At 76.0% G+C, this 15,785-nt stretch carries 17 protein-coding genes; 11 read left to right on the top strand and 6 right to left on the bottom strand.

Going from position 1 to position 15,785, the window contains the following annotated elements; genetic code table 11:
• Positions 1-188: 188 nt before the first annotated feature.
• On the bottom strand, positions 189-773 hold the full coding sequence (locus tag IE287_RS22525) for a TMEM165/GDT1 family protein (protein ID WP_189850963.1): 585 nt from the start codon (positions 771-773) through the stop codon (positions 189-191).
• A 316-nt stretch (positions 774-1,089) separates the two neighbouring features.
• Between IE287_RS22525 and IE287_RS22530 the strand changes: the two genes are divergently transcribed.
• The 5 genes from IE287_RS22530 (at position 1,090) to IE287_RS22550 (ending at position 7,607) form a co-directional block, all read left to right on the top strand.
• Positions 1,090-1,764, top strand: coding sequence for a TetR/AcrR family transcriptional regulator (locus tag IE287_RS22530; protein WP_189850964.1), 675 nt, complete (start codon positions 1,090-1,092; stop codon positions 1,762-1,764).
• Complete coding sequence (locus IE287_RS22535; RefSeq protein ID WP_189850965.1) at positions 1,761-3,206, top strand: MFS transporter; 1,446 nt, start codon at positions 1,761-1,763, stop codon at positions 3,204-3,206. Before IE287_RS22530 ends, IE287_RS22535 begins: the two co-directional genes overlap by 4 nt.
• A 1-nt stretch (position 3,207) precedes the next feature.
• Positions 3,208-4,332, top strand: coding sequence for a PP2C family protein-serine/threonine phosphatase (locus tag IE287_RS22540; RefSeq protein WP_189850966.1), 1,125 nt, complete (start codon positions 3,208-3,210; stop codon positions 4,330-4,332).
• A 182-nt stretch (positions 4,333-4,514) separates the two neighbouring features.
• Positions 4,515-6,377 (top strand): CocE/NonD family hydrolase C-terminal non-catalytic domain-containing protein, encoded by a 1,863-nt coding sequence (locus tag IE287_RS22545; protein ID WP_229883650.1) that lies wholly within the window; start codon positions 4,515-4,517, stop codon positions 6,375-6,377.
• Between the two features lie 63 nt (positions 6,378-6,440).
• Positions 6,441-7,607, top strand: a complete 1,167-nt coding sequence (locus IE287_RS22550; protein ID WP_189850967.1) for an alpha/beta hydrolase family protein — start codon at positions 6,441-6,443, stop codon at positions 7,605-7,607.
• 29 nt (positions 7,608-7,636) lie between these two features.
• Here IE287_RS22550 and IE287_RS22555 read toward each other — a convergent pair whose 3' ends face one another.
• The 4 genes from IE287_RS22555 to IE287_RS22570 all read right to left on the bottom strand — a co-directional run bounded on the left by IE287_RS22555 (position 7,637) and on the right by IE287_RS22570 (position 10,897).
• The gene (locus IE287_RS22555) at positions 7,637-8,224 is read right to left on the bottom strand and encodes a nucleosidase (RefSeq protein WP_189850968.1); all 588 of its coding nucleotides are present in this window, start codon (positions 8,222-8,224) and stop codon (positions 7,637-7,639) included.
• Positions 8,225-8,312: 88 nt separating this feature from the next.
• Positions 8,313-8,525 carry a helix-hairpin-helix domain-containing protein gene (locus tag IE287_RS22560; RefSeq protein WP_189850969.1) on the bottom strand — a complete coding sequence of 71 codons (213 nt, stop codon included), beginning with the start codon at positions 8,523-8,525 and terminating at the stop codon, positions 8,313-8,315.
• A 75-nt stretch (positions 8,526-8,600) separates the two neighbouring features.
• The gene (locus IE287_RS22565) at positions 8,601-10,031 is read right to left on the bottom strand and encodes a VWA domain-containing protein (protein ID WP_189850970.1); all 1,431 of its coding nucleotides are present in this window, start codon (positions 10,029-10,031) and stop codon (positions 8,601-8,603) included.
• Positions 10,028-10,897, bottom strand: a complete 870-nt coding sequence (locus tag IE287_RS22570) for an AAA family ATPase (RefSeq protein WP_189850971.1) — start codon at positions 10,895-10,897, stop codon at positions 10,028-10,030. The genes IE287_RS22565 and IE287_RS22570 overlap by 4 nt, the downstream gene beginning before the upstream one ends.
• A 192-nt stretch (positions 10,898-11,089) precedes the next feature.
• Here IE287_RS22570 and IE287_RS22575 point away from each other — a divergent pair, with 192 nt between their 5' ends.
• Positions 11,090-12,250 (top strand): PP2C family protein-serine/threonine phosphatase, encoded by a 1,161-nt coding sequence (locus IE287_RS22575; RefSeq protein ID WP_189850972.1) that lies wholly within the window; start codon positions 11,090-11,092, stop codon positions 12,248-12,250.
• 150 nt (positions 12,251-12,400) lie between these two features.
• Entirely contained in the window at positions 12,401-12,766 is a 366-nt protein-coding gene (locus tag IE287_RS22580) for a luciferase domain-containing protein (protein ID WP_229883651.1), read from the top strand.
• A gap of 21 nt (positions 12,767-12,787) precedes the next feature.
• On the opposite strand, the gene IE287_RS22585 is transcribed toward IE287_RS22580, so the two are convergent.
• Complete coding sequence (locus tag IE287_RS22585; protein WP_189850973.1) at positions 12,788-13,306, bottom strand: PaaI family thioesterase; 519 nt, start codon at positions 13,304-13,306, stop codon at positions 12,788-12,790.
• A gap of 115 nt (positions 13,307-13,421) precedes the next feature.
• On the opposite strand from IE287_RS22585, the gene IE287_RS22590 reads away from it, so the two are divergent.
• The 4 genes from IE287_RS22590 (at position 13,422) to IE287_RS22605 (ending at position 15,717) form a co-directional block, all read left to right on the top strand.
• Positions 13,422-13,901 (top strand): winged helix-turn-helix transcriptional regulator, encoded by a 480-nt coding sequence (locus IE287_RS22590; RefSeq protein WP_189850974.1) that lies wholly within the window; start codon positions 13,422-13,424, stop codon positions 13,899-13,901.
• Between the two features lie 77 nt (positions 13,902-13,978).
• Positions 13,979-14,842: a YhjD/YihY/BrkB family envelope integrity protein gene (locus IE287_RS22595; protein WP_189850975.1), complete on the top strand. Its 864-nt coding sequence runs from the start codon at positions 13,979-13,981 to the stop codon at positions 14,840-14,842.
• A 37-nt stretch (positions 14,843-14,879) separates the two neighbouring features.
• Positions 14,880-15,098, top strand: a complete 219-nt coding sequence (locus IE287_RS22600; RefSeq protein WP_229883652.1) for a hypothetical protein — start codon at positions 14,880-14,882, stop codon at positions 15,096-15,098.
• Between the two features lie 121 nt (positions 15,099-15,219).
• Entirely contained in the window at positions 15,220-15,717 is a 498-nt protein-coding gene (locus IE287_RS22605) for a peptidylprolyl isomerase (RefSeq protein ID WP_189850976.1), read from the top strand.
• The last annotated feature ends 68 nt before the right edge of the window (positions 15,718-15,785 follow it).

The raw sequence follows: 15,785 nt of genomic DNA on the forward strand, positions 1-15,785 counted from the left end.
GTATCGCGGGCACGCTCGCAGCCAGGCTCGCCGCCGCGCGCCGGGATCGGAAGACGGCCGCGGCGATCCGGGGGGGGGGGCGAGGGACGGGCGGGGGCGGAGAGCGGGACACGGCTCCGGGATACCGCTCCGGGGCCGTACCCGCGCTGCCGCGGGTACGGCCCCGGAGGGGGAGCGGCCGGAGGCGGTCAGCCGGTGAAGACCTCGACGAGCGACCAGATCGCGAGCCCCGCCATGCAGACGCCGCCGACGCGCTGGACGGTCTTGAGCGGGACGCGCTTGGCGATGAAGCGGCCGGCGACCAGGGCCAGGGCGGAGACCGAGGTGAGGGCGAGGAAGGAGCCGATCGCGGTCGACGCCGTGCCGTTGGTGGCGGCGAGGTTGGCCGTGGTGATCTGCGTGAGGTCGCCCCACTCGCTGATGAAGACGGCCATGAACGCGGTGGAGAAGACCGGCCAGAAGCCGGTGACGGTCTTGCCGCCCGCGTCCTCCTCGTCGTCGTCGCCCCCGCCGCGCAGCAGGATGAACGCGCCGAAGCCGAACATCAGCGCGGAGACGAGTTTGACGGTCCAGCCGGGGAGCAGCCCGAGGAGGCTGCCGGCGCCGACGGCGATGGCGACGTGCACCGCGAAGGCCGCGGAGGTGCCGAACCACACGTACAGGGGACGCATGCGCGTGCCCATGGCGAGCGACGCGAACATCGTCTTGTCGGGAAGCTCGGCGAGGAAGATGAGCCCGAAGGCGGTGACGATCGCCAAGGGGTCGAGGTGCATACCGGCGCTCTCTGCTCGGTCCGGGCCCCGCGGCCCCGCACGACACCTCGGTGGGCGACGGGAGGACCACTCGGCCCGGCATGACGGACCACGCCCACGGAGGTGCGGGCGCGGTGATGCCTGGCCGAAGGTCTCGCCCGTCCGCGTCGTGCGCGGACCCGGTCACCGGGAACCCGGGGGCTCCAGTGTGTCGACGACCGGTTCGCAGGGCTACTCCCCTTCGCTGTCCCCAGTGTAGCCGATGGATCACCGAGGCCGTAGACACTGTCTATGAGGATCCGTAGACAGTGTCTACGCGGACTGGTAGACAGTGTCCATGTCTCACCCTGCACCTCAGGATCACTCCGGCCGCCGCACCCGTCCCCAGGCCCCGCCCGACGGAGGGACTCCGCCCGGTGGCGAGGCCGACCGCGGCGGACTGCGGGAGCGGCTCGTCCGGGCCGGCGTCGCCCTCGTCGACGCCGAGGGCGCCCAGGCGCTCTCCCTGCGCGAGATCGCCCGCCGCGCCGGGGTCTCCCACGGAGCACCCCGCCGCTGGTTCCCCACCCACCTCGACCTGCTCTCGGCCATCGCGCGCGAGGGCTTCGCCGAACTCGCCGCCCGCGCCGCCGAGGCCGACCGGGAGGCCACCGGGACGGCCGCCGGTCCCCGCGCGCGGATCGAGGCCCTCGCCCGCGCCTACCTCGCCCACGCCGACGAGCGGCGCGGCATGTACGAGCTGATGTTCCGTCACGACCTGCTGGAGAGCGGTCGGCCGGGGTTGCGGGAGACCAGCCTGCCGCTCTTCGCCCGCCTCACCGCCCTCGTCGCCGAACTCCGCCCCGGCGCCGACCCGGTCGCCGCCGCCGGCGCGCTCTGGGCCAACCTGCACGGCCTCGCCCAGCTCCGCCACTGGGGCAGCCTCCCGCTCGCCACCGGCTCCGACGACCCCGAGCCGCTCGTCCGGGCCGCCCTCGACGCCCACCTCGGCCCGGCGGAGAGCAGCCCGTGAGCACCACCACCGCCACCCGGACCGCCGCGCCCGCCCGCACCCTCGCCTGCAGCGTCACGGGCGCCGCCGTCGTCGCCCTCGACGGCACCGTCCTGACCCTCGCCCAGCCCGAGCTCCAGCGGGACCTGCACACCGGCGTCGCCCAGGTCCAGTGGACCGGCACCGGCTACCTGATCGCCGTCGCGAGCCTCCTCGTCCTCGCCGGGCGGCTCGGCGACCGCCACGGCCACCACCGGGTCTTCGCCCTCGGCTCCCTCGGCTTCGCCGCCGTGTCGGCCGCGATCGCCCTCGCCCCGGACATCGGCACCGTCGTGCTGCTCCGCGTCCTCCAGGGGATCTGCGGGGCCCTGCTCCAGCCCGCCACCCTCGGCATGCTCCGGACCGCCTGCCCGCCGGACCGGCTCACCGGGCCCCTCGCGCTGCGCACCGGCGCCATCGGGCTCGCCGCCGCGGCCGGCCCCCTGCTCGGCGGCGCCCTGGTCTCCGCGTACGGCTGGCGCGCGGTCTTCCTCCTCGGCGTGCCCCCGACGCTCGCCGCCGGTCTCCTCGCCCTCACCGTCCGCGGGCCCCGCCGCGCGGAGGGCCCGCCGCGCGCCCGCGCGGGCGGCGATCCGCTGGGCGCCCTGCTCCTCGCCGCCTCGCTCGGCCTCCTCGTCCACGGACTCGTCACCCTCCCGCACCCCGGCGCCGGCGGCCGGGCCGCCGTCACCCTCGCCGCCTCGGCGGCCGCCGCCCTCGCCCTCGTCCGCCACGAGCGGCGCGCCGCGGACCCGCTGCTGCCGCCCGCGCTGCTGGGGAGCCGGCCGGTGGCCGCCGGCCTCGGCGCGCTGCTCGCCGCCTCCGCCGCGCTCTTTGGCACCCTCTTCGTCCTCACGTACTTCCTCCAGGAGACGCAGCGCCTCGACCCGCTGGACACCGCGCTCCGCCTCCTCCCGCTCGCCGCCCTGATGGTGGGCGGCGCCGCGCTCTGCCCGCCGCTCACGCGCCGCTTCGGTCCCCGGACGGTCGCCCTCGCGGGAGGCGCGCTGCTCACCGGCGGCGTCCTGGTGCTCGCCCGGCTCGACACGGACGCGGGCGCCGTCGCGACCGGCACGGGGGCGGCCCTGCTCGGCGCCGGTTTCGTGACCCTCATGGTCACCGCGACCGCCGCCGTCGTCCGCCACGCCCCCGAGGCACACGCCGGGGTCGCCGGAGGGCTCCAGCAGACCGCGATGAACACCGGTCCCGCCCTCGGTACCGCCACCGCCGCCCTCCTCCTGGCCCTCGTCCCCGCGGGCGGCTTCGTCCCGGCGCGCGGTGCGGCGCTCCCGGTCCTCGCGCTGCTCGCGGCCCTCACCCTGCCCGCCGCCCTCGCCCTCCCGGCGGCGACCGGCGGCCGGGGGCCCGGGACACGCCGGTCCGCGGCACACCGGGCACGCCGCCCGTTCTGCGTACGATCATGAAATGCACGCAGCTGGCCCCCGGCCCCGGCCCGCCACCGGGACCCGGACCCAGTTCAACCTCGGCCGCGCCCTGCCCGTCCTCGTCATGGTCCTGGTCGTCGTCGCCGACCTGATCACCCCCGACGCCGACCGCGTCGACCGGCTCCTCATCACCGTCCCGGCCCTCGCCGCCGCCACCTGGGGCGTGTACGGCACCATCGGCATGGGCCTCGTCGCCATGGCGCTGCGGGCGCTGCTCGTCGTCGCCCGGGGCGAACCCGAAGACCTCCTCGCCAGCGAGGGCCTGATCCTCGGCATCACCGCCGCCTCCGCCTGGGTCAGCGCCGTCCGCACCCGCAACGAGCGCGACCTCGCCGAGGTGACCGCCGTCGCCGACGTCGTCCAGCGGGTCGTGCTCCGCCCGCTGCCGCCCCGCCTCGGGCACGCCGAACTCCACCTGCTGTACGTCGCCGCCGCGGCGAAGGCCCGCATCGGCGGCGACTTCTACGAGGCCGTGAAGATCCCCGGAGCCGTGCGGATCATGCTCGGCGACGTCCAGGGCAAGGGCCTGGGCGCCGTGGAGACCGCCTCCGTCCTCCTCGGCGCCTTCCGCTCCACCGCGTACGACGCCCCCGACCTCCCCGCCCTCGCCGACCGGCTCGACGAGGGCCTCTCCCGCTACGCCGCCTGGGACCCCGAATCCGACGCCGCCGAGCGCTTCGCCACCGTCGTCCTCGTCGAACTCCCCGACGACCGCGACACCGCCCGCCTCCTCAACTGCGGCCACCCCGCGCCGCTCCTCCAGCACGGCGGCGAGATCACCACCGTGGAGGTCGCCGAACCCTCGCTGCCCCTCAACCTCGCCGGCCTCGCCGACTCCCGCCACCGCGTCGAGGAGTTCCCCTTCGCCCCCGGGGACCGGCTGCTGCTCTACACCGACGGCGTCAGCGAGACCCGGGACCGGGCCGGCGTCTTCTACCCCCTGGAGGAGCGCGCCCGCCAGTGGTCCGCGGTCCCCTCCGCCCAGGTCCCCGAACTGCTCCACCGGGACCTCGCCGCCTACGGCGCCGGGGCCCTCGACGACGACGTCGCCGCCCTGCTCGTCGCCCGCACCGAAGAGGCCGGAACGCCCCCGGCCTCCCGGTGACAGGAGCGCGGAAGGGCACCCTCCGTCCCCGGACGCCGGCTCCGGGGCGGTCCGCTGCGCCGGCGCCCCATTCCGTGCCCCGTGCGCCCTTCGTGCGCTCTGGCCGCTCCCCTCCCGATACGTGAGGCTTGCGTGCGTCCCCAGGACGAACGGCCAGCCCCAGGCGAGAGGAGCGGGTGCACGTGCCCCAGTCCTTCCCCACCACCGACGGCCCTTCCGAGGCGTTCCCGGGATTCCCCGGACTCGGGGCGGTGCTCACCGAGGCCGACGCGGCACGCGTCGCGGCCGAGGGCCTCTGGGCCCCGGGCGGAACGGTCCACCCCGAGGCCGTCCGGTTCGGCCAGACCGTCGTCACCGCCCTCCTCGCCGACGGAACGCCCCCCGAAGGGTCGCTCCCCGCCGCGCTCGCCGAAAGGATCGCCCGGGTGCGCGGGCTCGCCCTGCCCGGCTACCACCGCGTCGAGACCACCGACGGGCTCCGCCTCTCCGCCTTCAGCCTGCGGCAGCTCGGTCCCGGGCCGCACCCCCTCGTCGTCGTCCCCGCCGGCTGGACCCCCTACGGCTGGGCACTCCTCCCCGGCGCCTGCCTCGCCCTCGCCCTGCGCGGCTACCACGTCCTCGCCTACACGCCGCGCGGCCTCGGCCTCCCCGGCCTCCCCACCACCTCCGAGGGGCGCGTCGACGTCGCCGGACCGTACGACGTGGCAGACGGCTCCACCCTCGTCGACTTCGGCATCGAGCACTTCGCCCCCGCCGTCACCGGCTTCCTCGGCGCGTCGTACGGCTCCGGGATCGGCCGGCTCGTCGCCGCCCACGACGAGCGCGTCGCCGCCGTCGCCGCCCTCAGCACCTGGGGCAACCTCGCCACCAGCCTCTACGCCCACCGGACCCGTCACCTCGCCGCCGTGAAGGCCCTCATCGGCCTCACCGGCGGGCCCGTGGAGGAGAGGTTCGACGAGGAGAACCGGCGGATCCTCGACGACCTCCTGAACGACCGGAACCTCGACGCCGTCGTCCGCTGGGCCGAGCGGCGCTCCCCGGAGACGTACACCGACCTCACCGACGACCACGCCACCCCCACCTTCTGCTCGCACACCTGGCACGAGAGCCTCTTCGCGGTGAACCAGACCGTCGCCGCCTTCGACCGGCTCCGCGTCCCCAAGCGGCTCAACCTGTGGATCGGCGACCACGGGGCCCCCGAGGGCGCCGGCCTGCTCGGCGCGTCCCCCGGCGGACCCGACCCGGTCCTCGACGAGGCCTACGCCTGGCTCGACCACCACCTCAAGGGCGAGCGCAACGGCGTCGGCGAGTGGGACGAGGTGTGCGCCCAGGTGATGTTCACCTACGTCACCGGGCCCGCCCCGGACCCGGCCGCGCGCCGGATCGTCGTCCCCGCCGTCCGCGAGTCCCGCCCCACCTGGCAGGACGTCACCACCGGACACGAGGTCCTCGGCCTCACCGGCGACGGCGCCGGCGGCGCCGACGGACGCCTCGTGCCCGCGGAGCCGGCCGAGGGGACCACCGGATGGCGGCGCACCTTCCTCGCCGGGGTCGACACCGAGGCCACCGCGATGGACGAACCGCTCCGCACCGGGCAGGCCGAGTGGAAGGGCAGCCCCAAGGTCTACGACACCCGCAAGATCGACCGCAGGCACGCCCTCGCCTGGGCCACCGAGCCCCTCTCCGCACCCGGCGGAGGCCCCGTCGGGCGCCGGATCCGGGGCGTGCCGCGGCTCCGCCTGACCGTCCGCTCCACCGCCGCCTCGACCGGACTCGTCGCCCACCTCTTCGACGTCGCCGAGGACGGCACCGCGCACCTCGTCACCCACGAGCCGCTGAACGTCCACGACCTGGCGCCCGGCCGGGACACCACCGTCACCTGGTGCCTCCAGGCCGCCGCGTACGACGTCCCCGCCGGCCACCGCCTCATGCTGGTCGTCGACAGCAAGGACCCCCTCTACGGCGACGCCTCCGTCACCTGGACGCGGACGGCCCTCGGTTCGCCGCCCGAGGCCGCTTCCTACCTCGAACTACCCCTCGGATGAAGCGGGTTGAGTACGCCTTGAGGAGGACGCGGCGCCCGGGGGAGTGCTTCTAGCGTGACCCGCGTGAAGCGACTCACCCGGGCGGCCGCGGCCGCCGTACTCGCCTGCTCCCTCGCCCTGTCCGGCGCCGCCGCCGCCACGGCCTCGGCCCCGGAGGAGGCCACCGCGCCCGTGACGCCGTTCGCGCTGCCGGCCCCGACCGGACCGCACCCGGTCGGCAGCACCGTCCTCCCGCTCGTCGACCGCTCCCGCACGGACCCGTGGGTGCCGGCGGCCGACGGGCGCCGCCTCATGGTGACCGTCCACTACCCGGCCGCCCGGCCCGGCGCGGGCCCCCGCGCCCCCTACGCGACCCGCGAGGAGGCGCGCCGCCTGGCCGAGGGACTCGGAGCGGGCGCCGCCATCCCCGCCGAGGTCCTCGCCGCCACCCGCACGCACAGCAGGAGCGACGTCCGCCCCGCACCCGGACGCCACCCCCTCGTGCTGCTGTCGCCCGGCTTCTCCGTCTCCCGCTGGACGCTCACCCACCTCGCCGAGGACCTCGCCTCCCGCGGCTACGTCGTCGCCTCCGTCGACCACGCCTACGAGTCGTTCGGCACGACCCTGCCCAGCGGCGAGACGCTCGGCTGCGTCGCCTGCACGGCCCTCGACGAGGAGGGCGTGCCCGGCAGCGTCGTGACGACGACGCGCGCCGCCGACATGCGCTTCGTCCTGGACCGCCTCACCGGCCCCGCGCCCGTCTGGCGGTACGCCCGGACGATCGACGCCCGCCGGATCGGGATGGCCGGCCACTCCATCGGCGGCGCGAGCGCCGCCACCACGATGGTCGCCGACCGCAGGGTCGACGCCGGGATCGACATGGACGGCGCCTTCTGGGAGGAGCTGCCGCCCGAGGGGCTGCGGGGCCGCCCGTTCCTGATGCTCGGCACCCACGACTCCGTCCACCTGCCCGGCGGCGAGGACACCAGCTGGGACCGCACGTGGCCGGCCCTCGACGGCTGGAAGCGGTGGCTGACCGTGGCCGGTGCCACGCACGCCACCTTCACGGACTTCCCGCTGGTCGAACGGCACTTCGGGCTGCCCGCCCCCGACCTCGCCGCGGACCGCGCCGTCGCCCTCACCCGCGCCTACGTGGCGGCCTTCCTCGACCGCCACCTGCGCGGAGCGCCGGGCCGCCTCCTCGACGGCCCGAGCCCGAAGAACCCGGAGGTCCACTTCCAGAACCCGTGACCCCCGCCCGCCCCGGGGCGGGTCCGCTCTCAGAAGCGGTACGCCGGGACGTGCGCCGCCGCCCAGTCGGCCAGCTCGCGGGAGCAGGCGGCGACCGACTCGCGCCAGGTGCGGTCGGCGCCCTCGCCGGCCTCGTCGCTCACGTGCTTGACGATCCGCAGCGGGACCCCGGCGAGCTCCGCGGCGGCGGCCAGGGCGTACCCCTCCATGTCGACCAGCGGCGCCCGCTCGGCGAGCCGACCCCGGGCGGCCTCGTCGGAGATGAACGCGTCCCCGGTGGCGAGGACCACGTCACCGCCGTCGGGGAGCGCGATCGGCGCCCCGTACGTCTCGCCGGTCAGCGTCGCGAGCAGCTCGCCGTCCAGGTCGTGCTGGAGGACCGTGCCGACGACGTGGGTGCCCGTCCAGCCGGGGCGCAGGGCACCGGCGGTGCCGAGGTTGACGATGCCCGAGGGACGCGTTCCCCCGCCCAGGACCGTGGCGAGCGCGGTCGCCGCGTTCACCTTGCCGATGCCGGTGAGGAGCACGGGCAGGGTGGTGTCGAAGAACTGCGCCTCCTCCTTGACGGCGAGGACGAGCAGCGGTCGGTCGGGGGCGATGTCTCCCAGGAGTTCCATGGGCCCCAGGCTATTTCGCCCGCCCCGGGGCCGTACAGCCGGGACGTCCGGGGACGCCCCGCGGGCCGGGCACCCGGCGGGAGGGCGGTCAGCCGAGCGAGCGTCCCCGCTCGGCCAGCGCCTCGCCCAGCACCCGCAGCGCCTTGGGGCCCACGCCGTGCAGGGCGGCGAGCTCGGCCGCCGGCACGCCCGCGAGCTGGTCGAGCCGGGTGTAGCCGGCCGCGGCCAGGGCCCGGGTGGCGGGCGCGCCGACACCGCGCGGGAAGTCGGTCGCGGGGCCGTCGGATCCGGTCGTGGTCATGCGCCGATCCTGCCACGGCCGGACCGCGCCCGCGCGTGCTTCGGGCGGGTTCCGCCGCGCCGGCGTTCGCCGGGGTCAGACCGGGAGCAGGCGGCCGATCAGCTCGCCGAGCTGACGGGCGTCACGGCAGGGCCGCATGTCCACCAGCCCGGCGTAGAGCGGGGCCACCGAGTCGCCGGTGCCCCACAGCGACGGCTGCTCCGGGTTGAGCCAGTGCACCCGGCGGGCCCGCTCCGCGATCAGCCGCAGCGACTCCGGGCGGGGGTCGGCGCGGTTGGTGCGGGCGTCCCCGAGCACGAGGACGACCGTGCGCGGGCCGAGCGCGTCCGCGTACCGCTCGACGAAGCCGTCGAGCGCCGTGCCGTAGTCGCTCTGCCCGTGCCAGCCGGTCAGGGAGGCCTCCGCGAGGATCCGCTCGCCGAGCCCGGCCGGGTCCGGCGCGCCCCGGGCGAGGAGGCCGGTGACCTCGTCGACCCGGTTGACGAAGGCGAAGGCCCGCACCCGCCCGAACTGGTCGTGCAGGGCCTGCACCAGCACCATCGTGAACTGGGCGAAGCCGGCGACGGAGCCGGAGACGTCGCACAGCAGCACCAGTTCGGGGCGGCCCGGCCGGCGGCGCCGCATGACCGGCCGCACCGGCACGCCACCGGTCGACAGAGAGCCCCGCAGCGTCCGGCGCAGGTCGATCTCACCGCGCGAGGCCCGGCGCCGGCGGGCCGCGAGCCGGGTGGCCAGCTTCCGCGCCAGCGGCCGCACCGTGCGGCGCAGCTCGTCCAGCTGCTCGCGGCCGGCCAGCAGGAAGTCCACCCGGTCCGCCGTTCCCGCGACGGCCCGCCGGGCCACCCGGTCGCGCCCCTGCCGGTCGGCGACCCGCCGCCGGGCCTCGGTCCGCACCCGCTCGCGGAAGTCCTCGACGGCCCGCCGGATCTCGTCGTCGAGCAGCCGGTCGGTGAAGTCCGGGGCCCGCCCGGCGGCCGTCCGCGCGGCCCGCACCCGGGCGAGCAGGGTCTCGGGGCGCAGCCGGGAGAGCGTCCGGTACGAGGACCAGCCGTCGGTCCCGGGACCGGAGCCGTAGCCGCCGTAGCCGGCGACCGCCTCGGCGGCGAGCCGGTCCAGGAGGGCCGTGTCGCCGGCGGCGAGCGCCTCCGCGACGCGCTCGCGCAGCCCGGCGAGGCCGGCCGCGCCGCCGTCCCCGGAGCCGGCCCCCGCGCCTTCCTCCGCCTCCGCCCCCGGCACCGTCACCTTCGCCGGGAAGTACAGGTCGAAGACGCGGTCGAAGACGGGACGCTGCCGCTCCCCGTGCAGCAGGGTCGCGGCGAGCGCCTCCCGCGCCCGCTCCCGGTCGGCGAAGCCCACCGCCTCCAGCGCGAGCCCCGCGTCGACGGTCTCGCCGGTGCCGATGCCGAAACCGTGGTCGCGCAGCGCCGCCACCAGCCCGGTCAGCCGTGCCACGGGCCCGTCGGCCGGGTCCGCGCCCGCGGCACCGGACGCGGCGCCGGCGCTCACACCGCGTCCAGGTCGAGCTTGGCCGAGGCCCGCGCGATGTCGTCCTGGTGCTTCAGCAGCACGCCCAGGGTCTCCCGCACCACCCGCTCGTCCAGGCGCTCCGCGCCCAGCGCGAGCAGCGTCCGCGCCCAGTCGACCGTCTCCGCCACCGACGGGACCTTCCGCAGGTCCATCGCGCGCAGCGCCCCCACGACCCGGACGACCGAGGCGGCCAGGGCCGCGTCGAGGCCGGGGACCTTCAGCGCGACGATCCGGCGCTCCAGCTCCTCCTCGGGGAAGCCGATGTGCAGGAAGAGGCAGCGGCGCCGCAGCGCCTCGGACAGCTCGCGGCTCGCGTTGGAGGTCAGGACGGTGAAGGGGCGCCGGGCGGCGGTGATCGTCCCCAGCTCCGGGACGGTCACCTGGAAGTCGCCGAGGACCTCCAGGAGCAGCCCCTCCACCTCCACGTCGGCCTTGTCGGTCTCGTCCACGAGCAGCACGGTCGGCTCCTCGGAGCGGATCGCGGTCAGCAGCGGACGGGGGAGCAGGAACTCCTCGGTGAAGATGTCCGTGCGGGCCTCGTCCCAGGACTCGCCCCGCCCCGCCGTGATCCTCAGCAGCTGCTTGGCGTGGTTCCACTCGTACAGCGCCCGGGCCTCGTCCACGCCCTCGTAGCACTGCAGCCGGACGAGCCGCGCCCCCGTCGCCTCCGTGACGGCCTTCGCCAGCTGCGTCTTGCCGACGCCCGCGGGTCCCTCGACCAGGAGCGGCTTGCCCAGCCGGTCGGCGAGGAAGACGGTGGTGGCGATGGCGGGGGAGGCCAGGTAGCCGGTCGCGGCGAGCCGCTCCGCGACCTCGTCGACGGAGCCGAAGAACCCGTTCGCCATGGCATTCCCCCCGGGGAGCGAAGACGGTGCTACCGGTGGGTAGCCTCTGGTCGTACTTGATCAGATCCCGCATCGCGGCACAACCGTTTCCGCGCGCCGGCACGCGCCGCGCGCGGAACGCCGCGCGCTGGTGCAATGGGGTGAGCGGGCGCCGTGCGGCCCGCCCGGTGGCCGCGCGGCGGTGGAGGTGTCGTGGCGGAGAGCACGCGGGGAACGGAGCCGGTCGAGCCGGAGCGGCGCCTGGCGGCCGCGCTGGAGGAGGCGATCGGCCGGATCGGCACGACCCTCGACGAGGCCCTCACCTGCCGCGAGCTCACCGCCTTCCTCGCCCGCCACCCGGGCGGCACCGCGACGATCACCCTGACGCCCGGCCCCGGAGGCCCCGCCCTCCCGGCGGTCGCCGACGCCCCCGGGTCCGGGACGGAGCCCGCGTCCGTCCCCGGGTCCGGGTCCTTCCCCGCGTCCGGGACCGCGTGCACGCTCAGCGTCCCGCTCGCCGTGGAACGCGAGCGGCCGCTCGGCACGGTCACCCTGACCCGCGCCGCGCCCCCGTACGGCGACGACGACCTCGTCGTGCTGCGGCAGGCGGCCCGTCTCGCGGCCCGGCACATCCGGCACGCGCGGCGGCTGGCCGCCACCGAGGACACCGCCCTCCACCTCCAGCGGGCGCTCGTCGCCGAACCGGGCCGGCCCCATCCCAACCTGGAGATCGCCGGCCGCTACCTGCCCGCCGGGCCGCGCGCCCTGGTCGGCGGTGACTGGTTCGAGACGGTACGGCTCCACTTCGGCCGCACCCTGCTGGTCGTCGGCGACGTCATGGGCCACGGACTCGACGCCGCCGTCGACATGAACGCCTACCGGACCGCGCTCCGCGAGGTCGCCGCCACCGACCTCCCGCCGCACCGGGTGCTGCGCCACCTCGACGCGGTCGTCGCGCAGGACGGCGCCCGCCGCCCGGCGACCTGCCTCCTGGTCCGGGTCGACCCCGGCCGCGGCACGGCCACCTTCGCCAGCGCCGGACACCTCCCGCCGGCGGTCTTCGGCCCGGACGGCTCGGCCGGACTCGTGGAGCTGCCCGTCGGCCCGCCGCTCGGCACCGGCGTGGGCGGCTACGAGCCGGCCACCCGCACCCTCGCGCCGGGGGACACGCTGCTGCTCTTCACCGACGGCCTGGTCGAGCGCCGGGGCGAGGACATCGACGCCTCGCTGGCCCGCCTCTCCGGACTGCGGCTCCCGTCGGAGCTCGCTCCGGAAGGGATCGTCGACGCGGTGCTGAGCAGGCTCGACGCCCACCGCGCCGAGGACGACGTCGCCGTGCTCGCGACCCGCGTCCGCACCCGTCCGGCGGCCTGAGGCCGGGGCGGTGACGGAGCGCCGCGCCGCACCCACCCAGGGTGCTGACATGTCGTCATCCGGGCCCTTCCGACCGACTGTTTCCGGCCTGGACGGGATTCTTTCGCCAGGACGCTTGTGCCGCGCCCCGCGGCCCGGCACGCTCCTCGTATGAACACGGCCAGGCATGCCAGTGAACGTCTGATGAGCTGGCCCTCGCTGACGCGTGGCAGCGCGCACTGCGGTGCGGAGCTCGGCCTCGGGACGGCGACGGAGGAGATCGTCCACTTCCACGGCGAGCACGAGGCCGACGTCCATCTCACCCGCGCGATGGTCGCCCGGCTGCGGCCCGCGCTCCAGAACTCCACCGCGGTGCGGCTCCGGGCCGGGTCCGGCTGGGTGACGGTCCGGCTCGACATCGGGTCGGACATCGATCTCCTCGCCACCCTGGTCAGCGCGGCCCTCCAGGCCACCGCGTCGCCCGACGCGGCCCCGGACCGCTGTACCCGCGCCCGCCCGGTCCTCGTCCAGCGCTGACCGGACGGGCGCGCGCGGGCGTCAGGCGCGAGCGCCGTCGGCCGCCTCCCGGCCGGGAACCGGGAAGAGCATGCAGGTGCTGGTGGCGTGCGCGAGGAGGCGGTCCTGCGCGTCGTACAGCCCCGCCTCCGCGAGCGCGGTGCGCCGCCCCCGCGAGAGGACCGTGCCGACGGCCCGCACCTTGCCGGTGTCCTTCGTGATCGGGCGCAGGAAGCGGGTCTGCAGGTCGAGCGAGGTGTACGCGGTGCCGAGCGGGAGCGTGGTGTGCACCGCGCAGCCCGCCGCCGAGTCGAGCAGCGTGGCGTAGACGCCGCCGTGCACGCTGCCGATCGGGTTGTAGTGCTCCTCGCCGGGCTCCAGCGCGAAGACCGCCCGTCCGTCCTCGGCCTCCTCCAGGGTGAAGCCGAGCAGCGCCGCGATCGGCGGACCCGGCAGCCTGCCCGCGATCATCTCGCGCAGGAAGTCGAGTCCCGCCATCGAGGCCGCGGCGCGCGCCGTCGCCCCGGCGTCCTCCCACTCGACCGTCCGCGACCGTGCCATGACCACCACTTCCGTCGTTCCGGGACAGCCCGCCCACCGGCTGGCTCTGTACCGCGAAGCTAGCCCGCGCGTCAGCTGACTGTCAACGACGCAGCCAGGTGGCTAGAGTGTGACGATGAAGTGGCTGGAGACCGACACCCGGAACTGCCCGGTCCACCGGACCCTGGACCTCGTGGGCGAGAAGTGGAGCCTGCTCATCCTGCGGGACGCCTTCAACGGCGTCCGCCGGTACGACGACTTCCGCCGCCACATCGGCCTCTCCGAGGCCGTGCTCGCCGACCGGCTCCGCAAGCTCGTCGCCGCGGGCGTCCTGCGCGCCGTCCCCTACCGGGAGCCCGGCAGCCGCACCCGCAACGAGTACCGCCTCACCCCCAAGGGCGTCGACCTCTGGCCCGTCCTGCTCGCCCTCAAGCAGTGGGGCGACGCCCACACGGGCGACCCGGACGACCCCGCGGGCCCCGCCCTCGACGTCCACCACACCGCCTGCGGCTCCCCGGTCCAGGTCGTCGTCCGGTGCACCGGCGAGGACGCCGAGCTCCTCACCGCCCGCGAGGTCACCGCCACCCCCGGCCCGGGAGCCCGGGCCGCGACCTGACACATCCGGAGCCCCGCGCCCACCCGTTCGGCCCCACCGCTGCGGCACCCCGGCCTCCGGCGGGTACCGGACCTGACATGCCCCCCTTTCCCGGCCCGCCGCGCGATCACCAACCGCCCGAACCCGCCCCCTGGTTCCAGCGGTCGCACGCCCGCCTGCTCGCCTCGCCCGCGGCACTCGCCTGGAACCGCGGCCGCGCCATGGAGCTCATGCACCGCGCCATGGGGTTCGCCGCGCTCAGCCTCCTCACCCTCGTCCCCCTCCTCATCGTCGTGGCCGCCGCCGACCTCGCCAGCGGCCAGGGCTTCGCCCGCTGGCTCATCCAGGGCCTCGGCGTCACCGAGGTCTCCCAGGAGGAGGTCGAACGGCTCTTCGGCCAGCCCGGCCAGGCGCTCCAGCGCACCACCGCCTTCGGCCTCGCCGCCCTCGCCGCCTTCGGCGTCACCTTCGGCTCCGCCGTCCAGACCGGCTACGAGCGGGCCTGGGACCTGCCCACCGCCCGCTGGCACACCATGTGGCGCCACATCGTCTGGCTCGCCGTCCTGGTCGCCGCCCTGCTCCTCTTCGTCGCCTTCCCCGCCCCCGAGAACGCCCCCGCCGGCGTCACCGCCCTCGTCGCCCTCGGCGACCTCCTCGGAACCTTCCTCTTCTTCTGGTGGTCCCAGCGCTTCCTGCTGTGCGGCCGCATCCGCTGGCGCGCCCTGCTGCCCGGAGCCGTGCTGACCGCCCTCGGCCTCCTCGGCCTGCGGGTCTTCTCCCAGTTCGTCTTCTCGCCCCTGATCGCCTCCAACGCCGTCACCTACGGCCAGTTCGGCACCGTCCTCGTCCTCCAGTCCTGGCTCGTCGGCGTCGGCTTCGTCGTCTACGGCGGCGCCCTCGTCGGCCGCCTCGTCCACGAGATCCGGGTCCGGCGCCGTCTCGCCCGCGACGGCCGCGCCTGACCCGTAACCCTTTGCCGTCCCGGTAGTTGACCAGGGCATGAAGAAGCGCAGCATGCTCGCCATCGCCTCCCTCGCCGCAGGCGTCGTCACCGCCCTCGTCACCCCGCCCCCGCAGGCCAGCGCCGCGGAGACCCCCCTGGGCCTCGGCGGAGCCACCGGAGTCCTCCAGGACGAGGGCGCCGCGACCGTCCTCCACGACACGGTCACGGCGGTGGAGGGCACCGTCGCCGACGGCTCGGCCCAGGGACTCCGCTGATTCCCCGCCCCCGTGGTCCCCGGTGCCCCGCGCCCCCGCCGGCGCGGGGCACCGGCGCGTCGTGACCCGCCGGGAGACGGCCCGTGCGCGCGCGGTGCGCGGGTAATGACAGGATGTCCCCATGAGCAACAACGTTTTCTTCGACATCACCATCAACGACGAGCCGGCCGGCCGGATCGTCTTCAAGCTGTTCGACGACGTCGTCCCGAAGACGGCGCAGAACTTCCGCGAGCTCGCCACCGGCCAGCACGGCTTCGGCTACGAGGGCTCGCCCTTCCACCGCGTCATCCCCGCCTTCATGCTCCAGGGCGGTGACTTCACCCGCGGCAACGGCACCGGCGGCAAGAGCATCTACGGCGAGAAGTTCGCGGACGAGAACTTCACCCTGAAGCACGACCGCCCGTACCTGCTGTCGATGGCGAACGCGGGTGCCAACACCAACGGCTCCCAGTTCTTCATCACCACCGTCGTCACCGAGTGGCTCGACGGCAAGCACGTCGTCTTCGGCGAGGTCGTCGAGGGCCAGGACCTCGTCAAGAAGATCGAGGGCCTCGGCTCCCGCTCCGGCGCCACCAGCGCCGTCATCAAGGTCGGCAAGTCCGGCGTCGTCGAGGGCTGACCCGACTCCCCGCGACACCACGCGGAACGGGGCGGAGGGAGCGGCGTCCACCGGACTCCACTCCCACC

This window comes from Streptomyces omiyaensis (assembly GCF_014650895.1).
GTDB classification, from domain to species: Bacteria; Actinomycetota; Actinomycetes; order Streptomycetales; family Streptomycetaceae; genus Streptomyces; species Streptomyces omiyaensis.

What these genes read in the sequence shown, in the direction of transcription:
- IE287_RS22525 (WP_189850963.1), bottom strand. Translation starts at nt 773, where the DNA reads ATGCACCTCGACCCCTTGGCGATCGTCACCGCCTTCGGGCTCATCTTC.
- IE287_RS22530 (WP_189850964.1), top strand. Translation starts at nt 1,090, where the DNA reads ATGTCTCACCCTGCACCTCAGGATCACTCCGGCCGCCGCACCCGTCCC.
- IE287_RS22540 (WP_189850966.1), top strand. Translation starts at nt 3,208, where the DNA reads ATGCACGCAGCTGGCCCCCGGCCCCGGCCCGCCACCGGGACCCGGACC.
- IE287_RS22555 (WP_189850968.1), bottom strand. Translation starts at nt 8,224, where the DNA reads ATGGAACTCCTGGGAGACATCGCCCCCGACCGACCGCTGCTCGTCCTC.
- IE287_RS22560 (WP_189850969.1), bottom strand. Translation starts at nt 8,525, where the DNA reads ATGACCACGACCGGATCCGACGGCCCCGCGACCGACTTCCCGCGCGGT.
- IE287_RS22570 (WP_189850971.1), bottom strand. Translation starts at nt 10,897, where the DNA reads ATGGCGAACGGGTTCTTCGGCTCCGTCGACGAGGTCGCGGAGCGGCTC.
- IE287_RS22580 (WP_229883651.1), top strand. Translation starts at nt 12,401, where the DNA reads ATGAACACGGCCAGGCATGCCAGTGAACGTCTGATGAGCTGGCCCTCG.
- IE287_RS22585 (WP_189850973.1), bottom strand. Translation starts at nt 13,306, where the DNA reads ATGGCACGGTCGCGGACGGTCGAGTGGGAGGACGCCGGGGCGACGGCG.
- IE287_RS22590 (WP_189850974.1), top strand. Translation starts at nt 13,422, where the DNA reads ATGAAGTGGCTGGAGACCGACACCCGGAACTGCCCGGTCCACCGGACC.
- IE287_RS22595 (WP_189850975.1), top strand. Translation starts at nt 13,979, where the DNA reads ATGCCCCCCTTTCCCGGCCCGCCGCGCGATCACCAACCGCCCGAACCC.
- IE287_RS22600 (WP_229883652.1), top strand. Translation starts at nt 14,880, where the DNA reads ATGAAGAAGCGCAGCATGCTCGCCATCGCCTCCCTCGCCGCAGGCGTC.
- IE287_RS22605 (WP_189850976.1), top strand. Translation starts at nt 15,220, where the DNA reads ATGAGCAACAACGTTTTCTTCGACATCACCATCAACGACGAGCCGGCC.